The organism is Streptomyces sp. NPDC054757, assembly GCF_053612185.1.
In genome coordinates, this window is sequence record NZ_JBSHBW010000001.1 from 393,840 (window position 1) to 405,659 (window position 11,820).

The 11,820-nt window shown below is 70.3% G+C and carries 12 protein-coding genes; 3 read left to right on the forward strand and 9 right to left on the reverse strand.

Features of this window, described 5'->3' with window-relative positions:
• The first annotated feature begins 14 nt into the window (after positions 1–14).
• On the forward strand, positions 15–1,016 hold the full coding sequence (coaA, locus tag ACWGKJ_RS01715) for a type I pantothenate kinase (RefSeq protein ID WP_385022297.1): 1,002 nt from the start codon (positions 15–17) through the stop codon (positions 1,014–1,016).
• 18 nt (positions 1,017–1,034) lie between these two features.
• Positions 1,035–1,970, forward strand: coding sequence for a DUF389 domain-containing protein (locus ACWGKJ_RS01720; protein WP_385022294.1), 936 nt, complete (start codon positions 1,035–1,037; stop codon positions 1,968–1,970).
• A 127-nt stretch (positions 1,971–2,097) separates the two neighbouring features.
• Here the strand turns inward: ACWGKJ_RS01720 and glmM are convergent, their stop codons facing one another.
• The 4 genes from glmM to ACWGKJ_RS01740 all read right to left on the reverse strand — a co-directional run bounded on the left by glmM (position 2,098) and on the right by ACWGKJ_RS01740 (position 6,497).
• Positions 2,098–3,456 (reverse strand): phosphoglucosamine mutase, encoded by a 1,359-nt coding sequence (glmM, locus tag ACWGKJ_RS01725; protein ID WP_385022291.1) that lies wholly within the window; start codon positions 3,454–3,456, stop codon positions 2,098–2,100.
• A gap of 177 nt (positions 3,457–3,633) precedes the next feature.
• Positions 3,634–4,161: a 30S ribosomal protein S9 gene (rpsI, locus tag ACWGKJ_RS01730; protein ID WP_385022288.1), complete on the reverse strand. Its 528-nt coding sequence runs from the start codon at positions 4,159–4,161 to the stop codon at positions 3,634–3,636.
• Between the two features lie 44 nt (positions 4,162–4,205).
• The gene (gene rplM / locus ACWGKJ_RS01735) at positions 4,206–4,649 is read right to left on the reverse strand and encodes a 50S ribosomal protein L13 (protein WP_385022285.1); all 444 of its coding nucleotides are present in this window, start codon (positions 4,647–4,649) and stop codon (positions 4,206–4,208) included.
• A 228-nt stretch (positions 4,650–4,877) separates the two neighbouring features.
• Positions 4,878–6,497 carry an ABC-F family ATP-binding cassette domain-containing protein gene (locus ACWGKJ_RS01740; RefSeq protein ID WP_385022282.1) on the reverse strand — a complete coding sequence of 540 codons (1,620 nt, stop codon included), beginning with the start codon at positions 6,495–6,497 and terminating at the stop codon, positions 4,878–4,880.
• Positions 6,498–6,593: 96 nt separating this feature from the next.
• Here ACWGKJ_RS01740 and ACWGKJ_RS01745 point away from each other — a divergent pair, with 96 nt between their 5' ends.
• Positions 6,594–7,547 (forward strand): hypothetical protein, encoded by a 954-nt coding sequence (locus tag ACWGKJ_RS01745; protein WP_385022279.1) that lies wholly within the window; start codon positions 6,594–6,596, stop codon positions 7,545–7,547.
• A 19-nt stretch (positions 7,548–7,566) separates the two neighbouring features.
• Here the strand turns inward: ACWGKJ_RS01745 and ACWGKJ_RS01750 are convergent, their stop codons facing one another.
• From ACWGKJ_RS01750 to rpsK, 5 genes are all read right to left on the reverse strand, one after another.
• Entirely contained in the window at positions 7,567–8,307 is a 741-nt protein-coding gene (locus ACWGKJ_RS01750) for a polyprenol monophosphomannose synthase (protein WP_385022276.1), read from the reverse strand.
• A gap of 256 nt (positions 8,308–8,563) precedes the next feature.
• The gene (gene truA, locus ACWGKJ_RS01755; RefSeq protein WP_385022272.1) at positions 8,564–9,415 is read right to left on the reverse strand and encodes a tRNA pseudouridine(38-40) synthase TruA; all 852 of its coding nucleotides are present in this window, start codon (positions 9,413–9,415) and stop codon (positions 8,564–8,566) included.
• 158 nt (positions 9,416–9,573) lie between these two features.
• Positions 9,574–10,068: a 50S ribosomal protein L17 gene (rplQ, locus tag ACWGKJ_RS01760; RefSeq protein ID WP_164264461.1), complete on the reverse strand. Its 495-nt coding sequence runs from the start codon at positions 10,066–10,068 to the stop codon at positions 9,574–9,576.
• Positions 10,069–10,192: 124 nt separating this feature from the next.
• A complete protein-coding gene (locus ACWGKJ_RS01765; RefSeq protein WP_164264460.1) occupies positions 10,193–11,215 on the reverse strand; it encodes a DNA-directed RNA polymerase subunit alpha in 1,023 nt (340 codons plus the stop codon).
• Between the two features lie 178 nt (positions 11,216–11,393).
• The gene (gene rpsK / locus ACWGKJ_RS01770; protein WP_125496499.1) at positions 11,394–11,798 is read right to left on the reverse strand and encodes a 30S ribosomal protein S11; all 405 of its coding nucleotides are present in this window, start codon (positions 11,796–11,798) and stop codon (positions 11,394–11,396) included.
• Positions 11,799–11,820 lie beyond the last annotated feature (22 nt).

Sequence of the window (11,820 nt, forward strand, 5' to 3'; positions counted from 1 at the left end):
GTCACAATGAACGGGTGATCTCTCCGGTCTCCCCGCCGCCGCGGAGCGCCCACCGGCCCAGGCCGGAGGCGACTCCCTACGTCGACCTCACCCGTACCGAGTGGAGCGCCCTGCGGGAGAAGACCCCGCTGCCGCTCACCGCCGACGAGGTGGAGCAGCTCCGCGGACTCGGTGACGTCATAGACCTCGACGAGGTGCGCGACATCTATCTCCCGCTGTCCCGGCTGCTCAACCTCTACGTCCAGGCGTCGGACGGGCTGCGCGGGGCGCTCAACACCTTCCTGGGCGACGCGGGCAACGGCCACGGCACACAGCACGGCACCCCCTTCGTCATAGGGGTCGCCGGGAGCGTCGCCGTGGGCAAGTCCACCGTGGCCCGACTGCTGCAGGCGCTGCTCGCCCGCTGGCCCGAGCATCCGCGCGTCGAGCTGGTCACCACCGACGGATTCCTGTATCCGATGGAGGAGTTGAAGCGGCGCGGCCTCACGGGCCGCAAGGGCTTCCCCGAGTCGTACGACCGCCGGGCCCTCACCCGGTTCGTCGCCGACGTGAAGTCCGGCAGGGACGAGGTCACCGCGCCGGTCTACTCCCACCTGATCTACGACATCGTGCCGGACGAGCGGCTGACGGTGCGCCGGCCCGACATCCTCATCGTGGAGGGGCTGAACGTGCTGCAGCCCGCGCTCCCCGGCAGCGACGGCCGCACCCGGATCGGCCTCGCCGACTACTTCGACTTCTCCGTGTACGTGGACGCGCGCGCCGAGGACATCGAGAGCTGGTACCTGAACCGGTTCAGGAAGCTGCGCGCGACCGCGTTCCAGGACCCTTCCTCGTACTTCAGGAAGTACACCCAGGTTCCCGAGGACGAGGCGCTGGACTACGCGCGCACGATGTGGCGGACCATCAACCACCCCAACCTGGTGGAGAATGTGGCGCCGACGCGCAGCCGTGCCACTCTCGTCGTGCGCAAGGGCCCCGACCACAAGGTCCAGCGTCTCTCGCTGCGCAAACTCTGAACCGCCGGGAGAGCCCGCGTGCTGCATCTGCGTCTGATCGTGCCCGCCGACCGTACCGACGAGGTGCTGCACCTCATCGGGGAGACGGTGGGCACCACCCATCTCGTGGTGATGCCGGGGGCGGCCCGCGATCCGCAGGGTGACCTGGTGCTGTGCGATGTGGCACGGGAGGCGGGCGACGGGCTGATCGACGCGCTGCGCGGGCTCGGCATCGACCGGACCGGTTCGGTCACGGCCGAGAACATCGACCTGACGCTCTCCGAGCACGCCGACCGGGCCGAGGCCCAGGCGCCCGGTGAAGGCTCCGACGCGGTGCTGTGGGAGGAGCTGACCCAGGCGACCGAGGAGGAGTCCACGTTCAGCGTCACCTATGTGGCGTTCATGTCCGTGGCGACGATGCTGGCCGCCTGCGGTGTGATGCTCGACAACGCGATCCTGATCGTGGGCGCGATGGCGGTGGGACCCGATTTCGGGCCGCTGGCGGGGATCTCGACGGCGCTCGTACAGCGGGCTCCGCGCCTGGTGGGGCGGTCGCTGGGGGCGCTGATCGGCGGGTTCGCGATCGCGATGGTGCTGACGGCCGGGTTCGCCTGGGCCATGGACGAGTTGGGGCTCTTCACCCTGCGGATGATCGAGGCGGACCGCCCGAACACGTCGTTCGTCTGGCAGCCGGACCGGTTGTCCTTCGTGGTGGCGTTCCTCGCGGGCATCGCGGGGACGCTCTCGCTCACCTCGGCGAAGTCGGGGGCGCTGATCGGGGTGGCCATCTCCGTGACGACGGTACCGGCGGCGGCCAACGCCGCGGTGGCGTTCACCTACGGCGACTACGCCCAGACCTGGGGTTCGGCCAGCCAGCTGCTCGCGAACCTGGGCGGGATCGTGGTCGCGGGCACGCTGACGCTGCTGGCGCAGAAGGCCCTGCTGTCGGTACGCCGCCGCCAGGCACAGCACTGAGGCGGGGCCGACCGGGCGCGGGGGCCGGGTCGGTCCTGACCTGGCCCCCCGCCGTGCCCTGCGCTGCGCGTACGGCAGGTCTCCGACGCCGCACGCGCTGTACGCGCAACGCGCCGGCCGGACAGCCCTAACCCAGCGCCGACTTGACCACGTCGGCCAGCCGGGCCGCCACCGTCTTCGCCTGGTCGATGTCCGCGGCCTCGACCATGACCCGTACCAGCGGCTCCGTGCCGGAGGGGCGCAGCAGTACGCGGCCGGTCGAGCCCAGTTCGTGTTCGGCCTCGGTCACCGCCGCCCGCAGCTCCGCCGATGTGGCGACCCGGGTCCTGTCCACGTCCGGCACATTGACCAGGACCTGCGGCAGCCGCGCCATCACACCGGCCAGCTCGGCCAGGGTGCGGCCGGTGGCCGCGACCCGGGCGGCCAGCATCAGTCCGGTGAGGGTGCCGTCGCCGGTCGTCGCGTGGTCCAGGACGATGACATGGCCGGACTGCTCGCCGCCCAGGGCGTAACCGTGCTCCTTCATCGACTCCAGTACGTAGCGGTCACCGACCGCCGTCTGGACCAGCTCGATGCCCTCGCGTTCCATGGCCATCTTGAAGCCGAGGTTGGACATCACGGTGCCCACCACGGTGTTCCGCCGCAGGGTGCCCGCCTCGCGCATGGCGAGGGCCAGGACGGCGAGGATCTGGTCGCCGTCGACCTCCTCGCCGGACGCGTCCACGGCGAGGCAGCGGTCGGCGTCGCCGTCGTGCGCGATGCCGAAGTCGGCGCCGTGTTCGACCACGGCGGCCTTGATCAGCGCCAGATGGGTCGAGCCGCAGCCGTCGTTGATGTTCAGCCCGTCGGGCTCGGCGCCCAGTGTGACGACCTCGGCCCCGGCGCGGGCGAACGCCTCGGGCGAGACCCGGGAGGCCGCGCCGTGCGCCTCGTCCAGGACGACCTTGAGGCCGTCGAGCCGGTTGGGCAGGACACCGATGAGGTGGGCGACGTACTGGTCGAAGCCCTGGTCGTACGTGCGGACCCGGCCCACGCCCGCGCCGGTCGGGCGCTCCCACGGCTCGCCGGTGCGGTGCTCGTCGTAGACCTTCTCCACGCGGTCCTCCAGCTCGTCGGCGAGCTTGTGGCCGCCGCGCGCGAAGAACTTGATGCCGTTGTCCGGCATGGCGTTGTGGCTGGCGGAGAGCATCACGCCGAAGTCGGCGCCCAGCGCACCGGTGAGATACGCCACCGCCGGGGTGGGCAGCACACCGACGCGCAGGACGTCCACGCCCGCGCTCGCGAGGCCGGCCACGACGGCGGCCTCCAGGAACTCCCCGGACGCCCGCGGATCGCGTCCGACCACCGCTTTCGGCCGATGGCCCTCGAATGTGCCCGCCTCGGCGAGTACGTGCGCCGCCGCGACCGAGAGGCCGAGCGCGAGCTCCGCCGTCAGGTCCACGTTGGCGACACCGCGCACACCGTCCGTGCCGAAGAGTCGTCCCACTGCTGTCCTCCGAAAGATGCTCCGAGAAATTCCGAATACCCAGGTCTCTGAGCGCTGTGAACGTCTTGTGCCGTTATACGCCGGAGGACCCGATAAACGAACGCCCCGGCAGCACAGAAGGTGCCGCCGGGGCGAAACGTACGAACAGGGTCGTGCATACGGCCCTGCAAGCCGTGTTTAGCGCTTGCTGTACTGCGGGGCCTTACGGGCCTTCTTGAGACCGGCCTTCTTGCGCTCGACCGCACGGTCGTCGCGGGAGAGGAAGCCGGCCTTCTTCAGCGTGGCGCGGTTGTTGTCCACGTCCGCCTCGTTCAGCGAGCGGGCCACGCCGAGGCGCAGGGCGCCGGCCTGACCGGAGACGCCGCCGCCCGAGATGCGGGCGATGACGTCGTAGCGGTTGTCGAGTTCGAGCACCTTGAAGGGCTCGTTGACTTCCTGCTGGTGCACCTTGTTGGGGAAGTAGTCCTCAAGGGTGCGACCGTTGATCTTCCACTTGCCGGTGCCCGGGACGATCCGGACGCGGGCGATGGCGTTCTTGCGGCGGCCCAGGCCGGCCGCGGGCTGCGGGTCACCGAAGCGGCCCGCGAGGGACTCGCTGGTGTACTCGCCCTCGACGGGAACCTCGGACTCGAAGGTGGTCACCTCGGCGAAGGTCTCTTCGCCCTCGGTGCCCGCCACGGGGTTCTCTGCAGTGGTCTCGGCCACGATTCTCCTCAGATCTTTCTTTACGTCTTAGGTGGTGGCCGGAGTTACTGCGCGACCTGGGTGATCTCGAACGGGACGGGCTGCTGGGCAGCGTGCGGGTGCTGGTCTCCCGCGTAGATCTTCAGCTTCGAGAGCACCTGACGGCCCAGGGTGTTCTTGGGGATCATGCCCTTGATGGCCTTCTCGATGGCCTTCTCGGGGCTCTTCTCGAGCAGCTCGTCGTAGCGGACGGAACGCAGACCACCCGGGAAGCCGGAGTGGCGGTACGCCATCTTCTGGGTCTTCTTGTTGCCGGAGAGGTGGACCTTCTCGGCGTTGATGATGATGACGAAGTCACCCATGTCCATGTGCGGGGCGTAGATCGCCTTGTGCTTGCCCCGCAGGAGGGTGGCGGCGGTCGTCGCCAGACGGCCCAGGACGATGTCCTGCGCGTCGATGATGTGCCACTGGCGAGTGACATCGCCGGGCTTGGGGCTGTACGTACGCACTTCGTAGCCTTCGCTTCTTCAGTGGATGGGGTCCAGACACATGTCACCGCTGAAGCGATCATGCAGCTGGGGCTCACAGTGCCGGGACGCTGCCCGTATGCGAGCCACTGGTAACTGCTCCAGGGAACTTACGTAAGGGCCCTTCGCATGAGAACGACGCAGCCGATACGTATAACAGTCCACGAGACTACCCGCGCCGCCCCGGATGGGTCAAAACGGCTGGTCCGGCTACCGCACCCGCTCCACCCGCCGCTCGTCCCACACCGGCTCGGTCGTCTCGCGGACGACGCCGTCCGAGCCGAAGACCAGATACCGGTCGAAGGACTTCGCGAACCAGCGGTCGTGGGTGACCGCCAGCACCGTTCCCTCGTACGCCTCCAGCCCGTCCTGCAGCGCCTCGGCCGACTCCAGGTCCAGGTTGTCCGTCGGCTCGTCGAGGAGCAGCGCCGTGGTGCCGGCCAGCTCCAGGAGCAGGATCTGGAAGCGCGCCTGCTGGCCGCCGGAGAGCCGGTCGAAGAGCTGGTCACCTTGGCGCTCCATCTCGTACCGGCGCAGCACCCCCATGGCAGCCCCGCGGTCCTTGGCGTGCTGCGTCCACAGGATGTCGACGAGGGTGCGGCCCAGCAGCTCCGGATGCGCGTGGGTCTGGGCGAAGTGGCCGGGGACGACCCGGGCGCCCAGCTTCCACTGGCCGGTGTGCGCGACGTCGTCGCCGGCCAGCAGCCGCAGGAAGTGGGACTTGCCCGATCCGTTGGAGCCGAGTACCGCTACCCGCTCACCGTAGAAGATCTCCAGCGAGAAGGGCTTCATCAGCCCGGTCAGCTCAAGGTTCTCGCAGGTCACGGCCCGTACACCGGTACGGCCGCCGCGCAGCCGCATGCTGATCTCCTGCTCCCGCGGCGGCTCGGGCGGCGGCCCTGCCTCCTCGAACTTCTGGAAGCGGGTCTGCATGGCCCGGTAGCGCGATGCCATGTCCGGGCTGCTCGCCGCCTGGTTCCGCAGCCGCAGCACCAGCGCCTTCAGCCGGGCGTGCTCCTCGTCCCAGCGCCTTTTGAGCTCCTCGAACCGCGCGAAGCGCTCCTTGCGGGCCGCGTGGTACGTGTCGAACCCGGCGCCGTGCACCCAGACGTCGGAGCCCGCGGGGCCCGGCTCCACACTCACGATCTTCTCGGCGGCCCGCGACAGCAGCTCCCGGTCGTGGGAGACGAAGAGCACCGTCTTACGGGTCTCCTTCAGCCGCTCCTCCAGCCAGCGCTTGCCCGGTACGTCCAGGTAGTTGTCAGGCTCGTCGAGGAGCAGCACCTCGTCGGGCCCCCGGAGCAGCGCCTCCAGGACCAGCCGCTTCTGCTCGCCGCCGGAGAGCGTCCGCACCTCGCGGAACTGCGCCTTGTCGTACGGGACACCGAGCGCCGCCATGGTGCACATGTCCCAGACGGTCTCGGCCTCGTACCCCTGGGCCTCGGCCCAGTCGCTCAGGGCCTGCGCGTACGACATCTGCGCCGACTCGTCGTCGACGGTCATGATCAGGTGCTCGGCGGCGTCCACGGCGCGGGCGGCCTCCCGGATCCGCGGCTGCGCGACCGAGACGAGCAGGTCACGGACGGTACGGTCGTCGCGGACCGAGCCGACGAACTGCCGCATCACGCCGAGACCGCCGCTCACCGAGACGGTCCCGCCGTGCGGCTGGATCTCCCCCGCGATCAGCCTGAGCAGGGTGGTCTTCCCGGCGCCGTTGGCCCCCACCAGGGCCACCACCGCTCCGTCGCCCACCCGGAACGAGGCATCACCGAGCAGCACCCGCCCGTCCGGCAAGTAGTACTCAAGATGGCCCGCTTCAAGATGTCCCATGCACCGGATTGTCGCCCACGGCCGCCCCAGGAGGGCAACCGGATTCCGGTGCCCCTGGGGGCTCGGGCCCGGCGGAGCGCGATTAGTATGCGCGGCATGAGCTTCGGGCAAGGGGGGCCCTCCTGGGGGCCGGGGGATTCGCAGCGGAACACCGACAACAACAGCAACGCCGGCAACGGCGCGGGCGGCGGGTGGCAGGCCCCGGGCGGCCGGACACCCGGCGGGACCGGCGGGGCTCCTGGTGGGGCCCCCGGCGGAACACCCGACTGGGCGGCGATGGCCGACGAGAGCGCCGCGCGCGGCCGGCGCAGGAAACTGCTGCTGATCGGTGGCGGGGTCGTGGCGACCGCCGTGGTGGGATCCCTCGTCGCGGCCGTGGTCGTCGCCGCGGGCGGCGGATCCGGTACGTCGGGCAAGAACCTCCCCTCCCCCGAGGCGCTGCCGACCAGGAGCGGCGAGGCGCTGCCGTCCTTCACGCCGAAGGCCCCTGCTCCGCCGCCCGACCCCAAGGAGTTCATCTCCAGCTCGAAGAAGGACACCGCCCCGCTCAGCGCCGCCACCCTCTTCCCCCGCCCGACGATCGCGGTCGGCGACCACACGTACCGGAAGGCGGCCACGCACCGCACCACCGCCTGCGCGTCGGTCACCCAGGGTGCGCTCGGGTCGGTGCTGGTGGGCAACGGCTGCGGGCAGGTCATCCGGGCGACGTTCAGCACCGGAGGCATCGCGGTCACCATCGGTGTCGCGGTCTTCGACACCGAAGCGCAGGCCCGGAAGGCGATGAAGCAGTCGGCCGGCGGTATAGCCTCGCTCAACGGCGCGGGTGTGCCCACCTTCTGCCGCAACGGCTCGGTCTGCCGCAGGACCGCCAACGCCTACGGCCGTTACGCCTACTTCACGGTCGGCGGTTTCACCAGCGGCAAGAACGTCACCCAGTCCGACGCCAGTGTCTTCACGGCGGGCGACGACGTCGCGGAGTTCACCTTCCGGCAGATCGTGGCGCGCGGCCAGGCCCAGGCCTCGGCGGCGGCCACCGCCCCGGCGGGCTGAACCCGCCCCCGCCCGGGACTCAGCCGGCCGCGCCGCCGCCCCGGTGCCGCAGCCTCAGCCGCAGCGGCAGCAGCGCGGACTCGACCTGTGTCGCCAGGTCCATCTTGGAGACCCCGTCGGTGCGCTCCTCGAAGCGGATCGGGATCTCCACACCGTTGTAACCGCGGCGTACGGCAAGGAACTTCAGCTCCACCTGGAAGCCGTACCCGGCGCTGCCCAGCGTCGTCAGGTCCACCGCGCGCAGCGTCCGCGCCCGCCACAGGTTGAAACCGGCGGTGATGTCACGGATCCGGGTGTCCAGGATGGTGCGCGCGTACTGGTTGGCGAAGCGCGACAGGACCTTCCGGTGCAGCCCCCAGTCCTCGTCCAGCGAGCCGCCGTCGACATACCGGCTGCCGACGACGAAGCCCGCGCCGGTCGCCAGGGCGGTGCCCAGCAGCTGCGGCACGACAGCGGCGGGGTGGCTGCCGTCGGCGTCCATCTGTACGACGTACTCGGCGCCCTCGTCCAGCGCGGCCAGCATCCCGGCCGCGTAGGCGCGCCCCAGGCCGTCCTTTTCGGTGCGGTGCAGCACGGTCATCCGCGGCCGGGCTCCGGGGGCGCCCGCCGCGTTGTAACCGGCGGCCAGCTCGTCGGCCAGCCGGCCGGTCCCGTCGGGGCTGGCATCGTCGACCACCTTCAGCTGGAGGCCGGGCAGCGGCAGCGACAGCACGGCGTCGGCGGTACGCGGCAGGCTGGCAGCCTCGTTGTACGTCGGCATCACCACGGTCAGCGGCAGCGCGCCCCACTCCGGGGGGATCGGCTCCTGGGGGGCGGGCTCCTGAGATGGCGCTTCCCGGGATGGCGCTTTCTGAGGAGTGGGTTCCGGAGGGGTCGGTTCCGGGGGGAAGGGTCCGGCCGCGGAGGGCTGGGGCATCGGGTCTCCTCCGTACGTCGGCGGTGTGCGCTGTCCGGTCCGCTCCGCGCGTGGCGCCGTCCGGTGTGCGCTGTCCCGGGGCCCGTCCGGCCGCCCCGTCTCAGCAGCAGCCGGCCCCCGGCAGCGTCCGCATATTACGTGCCTCACGGCTCCTGGCGGCCAGCAACTCGTCGGCAGGGTAGCCCACTTCCTCCAGGGTCAGACCATGTGGCCGCACCACGCGCACCGAGGAATCGCGCACCGCGGCGGCCAGCACCTCCCCCGGCCACTCGGCCGGCCGGTGCCCGTCACCGACCGCGAGAAGCGCGCCCACCAGCGAGCGGACCATGTTGTGGCAGAAGGCGTCGGCCCGCACGGTCCCGGTGACGATCCCGTCCGTGCCGCGCTCCCAGAGCAGCTGCTGGAGGGTGCGGATGGTGGTCGCGCCCTCGCGCTTCTTGCAGTACGCGGCGAAGTCGTGCTCCCCGATGAGCGCCTGCGAAGCGGCGTTCATCGCGGGCAGGTCCAGCTCCCGGTCGTGCCAGAGGACATGCCCGCGCAGCAGCGGATCGACCCCGCCGGGCCGGTCGCTCACCCGGTAGGCGTACCGGCGCCAGATCGCCGAGAACCGGGCGTTGAACCCCGGCGGCGCCTCGGCCACCCGCCACACCCGGACGTCCTGGGGCAGCCGCCCGGACAGCCGTCGCAGCAGCATCCCGCGGTGCTCCTCCCACACCTCGCGCGGGAGGTCGACCTGGGCGACCTGGCCGCGGGCGTGCACCCCGGCGTCGGTGCGTCCGGCGACCGTCAGGTCGTACGTCCTGGCCGACCGGGTCACCGTACGGATGGCGGACTCCAACTCGCCCTGCACCGTGCGCCGTTCGTTCTGCTTCGCCCAGCCGGAGAAGTCCCTGCCGTCGTACGCAAGGTCCAGCCGCACCCGTACCGAACCGGGTTCCACCTCATCGCTCACCAGCGCATCCTCTCAGCCTCACGCACCCCGCCCCGCCGCACGTCCCGGCGGCGCGTACCACCGCGCCGCCCACCCCCCACAAGAAGAACGGGCCCGCACCGCCCCGGAGGGAGATACGAGCCCGTTCAGCTGTCTTCAGAATACTGGCCTCAGTGGGCTCAGGCGTCCTTCGACTCCGCCTCGACCGGCTTGGCGTCCTCGACGACCTCGGCCGGGGCCTCGGTCTTCGGGGCAGCGTCCTTGGCGGCACGCTTGGTCGCGGCCTCGGCCTCACCGGTGGCCTCCTGGGCCACGGTCAGCGCCTCGACCAGCTCGATGACCGCCATCGGGGCGTTGTCGCCACGACGGTTGCCGATCTTGGTGATGCGGGTGTAGCCACCGGGGCGGTTCTCGTACCGGGGGGCGATCTCGGTGAAGAGCGTGTGGACGACGCCCTTGTCCGTGATCGACTTCAGCACGAGGCGACGGTTGTGGATGTCGCCCTTCTTCGCCTTGGTGATGAAACGCTCCGCGACCGGACGCAGGCGGCGAGCCTTGGCCTCGGTCGTGGTGATGCGGCCGTGCTCGAACAGCGACTTCGCGAGGTTCGCGAGAAGCAGACGCTCGTGCGCGGCGCCGCCGCCCAGACGGGCACCCTTGGCAGGCTTCGGCATGGTGTTTCTCCTTGTGATCTGCACCGGCCGTATCAGGTACCGGTGTCAGTTACCGGCGGGCTGCTGCCCGCCGGAAGTGCACGGCCGGGGCCCCGGAAGTCCCGGGGTCCCGGCCGGAGGTGTGTCAGTACTGCTCGGTCTCCACGAAACCGGCGTCCGCGTCGTCGTCCGCGCCGAAGGCGTCGGCGGCGGCGGTCGGGTCGAATCCGGGCGGGCTGTCCTTGAGCGCGAGGCCCATACCGGCCAGCTTCGCCTTGACCTCGTCGATCGACTTCGCACCGAAGTTGCGGATGTCGAGCAGGTCGGCCTCGGAACGCGCCACGAGCTCACCCACGGAGTGGATGCCCTCGCGCTTGAGGCAGTTGTACGACCGGACGGTGAGCTCCAGCTCCTCGATCGGCAGGGCCAGGTCGGCGGCGAGCGCGGCGTCCGTCGGCGACGGGCCCATGTCGATGCCCTCGGCGTCGATGTTGAGCTCGCGGGCCAGACCGAACAGCTCGACCAGGGTCTTGCCAGCCGATGCCATGGCGTCACGGGGGCGCATGGCCTGCTTGGTCTCGACGTCGACGATCAGCTTGTCGAAGTCGGTGCGCTGCTCGACACGGGTCGCCTCGACCTTGTACGTGACCTTCAGCACCGGGGAGTAGATGGAGTCGACCGGGATACGGCCGATCTCCTGGCCCAGCTGCTTGTTCTGCACGGCGGAGACATAGCCGCGACCGCGCTCGACGGTCAGCTCCATCTCCAGCTTGCCCTTGCCGTTCAGCGTGGCGAGGACCAGGTCGGGGTTGTGCACCTCGACACCGGCCGGCGGCGCGATGTCGGCGGCGGTGACCAGGCCGGGACCCTGCTTGCGCAGGTACATCACGACCGGCTCGTCGTGCTCCGACGAGACGACCAGCTGCTTGATGTTGAGGATGAGGTCGGTCACGTCCTCCTTGACGCCCGGCACGGTGGTGAACTCGTGCAGGACACCGTCGACGCGGATGCTGGTGACAGCGGCGCCGGGAATGGAGGAGAGAAGCGTGCGGCGGAGCGAGTTGCCGAGGGTGTAGCCGAAGCCCGGCTCCAGCGGCTCGATCACGAACCGCGAGCGGTACTCGTCGACGACCTCTTCGGTCAGCGACGGACGCTGAGCGATAAGCATGCGGTGATCCTTCAGTCGTGGGCGCCCACTATTTGACGCCCCCAAGGTGTTGCTGTGGTGCGCGTACTGCTGTGATGCACGTACTACAAGAGTACGAGTTCTACAAGAGTACGGGCGGTACGCCGGAAAGAGGCCGTACCGCCCGCGTAACCCTGGAGAACAGTCCGACGCCGGAGCGTCAGACGCGACGCCGCTTCGGGGGGCGGCAGCCGTTGTGCGGGGTGGGGGTGACGTCCTGGATCGAACCGACCTCGAGGCCGGTGGCCTGGAGCGAGCGGATCGCGGTCTCACGGCCGGAGCCGGGACCCTTGACGAAGACGTCGACCTTGCGCATGCCGTGCTCCTGCGCGCGGCGGGCGGCCGACTCGGCGGCCATCTGCGCGGCGAAGGGGGTGGACTTGCGCGAGCCCTTGAAGCCGACGTGGCCGGCGGAGGCCCAGGAGATCACGTTGCCCGAGGGGTCCGTGATCGAGACGATCGTGTTGTTGAACGTGCTCTTGATGTGGGCATGCCCGTGAGCGACGTTCTTCTTTTCCTTGCGGCGCACCTTCTTGGTAGCACCCTGACGGCCCTTAGGAGGCATGTCTTACTCCCGGTGGAGTGGA

Excerpts from the sequence above, each read along its gene's own strand:
- ACWGKJ_RS01740 (WP_385022282.1), bottom strand. The coding sequence starts at position 6,497 with ATGGGACATCTTGAAGCGGGCCATCTTGAGTACTACTTGCCGGACGGG.
- ACWGKJ_RS01745 (WP_385022279.1), top strand. The coding sequence starts at position 6,594 with ATGAGCTTCGGGCAAGGGGGGCCCTCCTGGGGGCCGGGGGATTCGCAG.
- ACWGKJ_RS01750 (WP_385022276.1), bottom strand. The coding sequence starts at position 8,307 with ATGCCGACGTACAACGAGGCTGCCAGCCTGCCGCGTACCGCCGACGCC.
- rplQ (WP_164264461.1), bottom strand. The coding sequence starts at position 10,068 with ATGCCGAAGCCTGCCAAGGGTGCCCGTCTGGGCGGCGGCGCCGCGCAC.
- ACWGKJ_RS01765 (WP_164264460.1), bottom strand. The coding sequence starts at position 11,215 with ATGCTTATCGCTCAGCGTCCGTCGCTGACCGAAGAGGTCGTCGACGAG.
- rpsK (WP_125496499.1), bottom strand. The coding sequence starts at position 11,798 with ATGCCTCCTAAGGGCCGTCAGGGTGCTACCAAGAAGGTGCGCCGCAAG.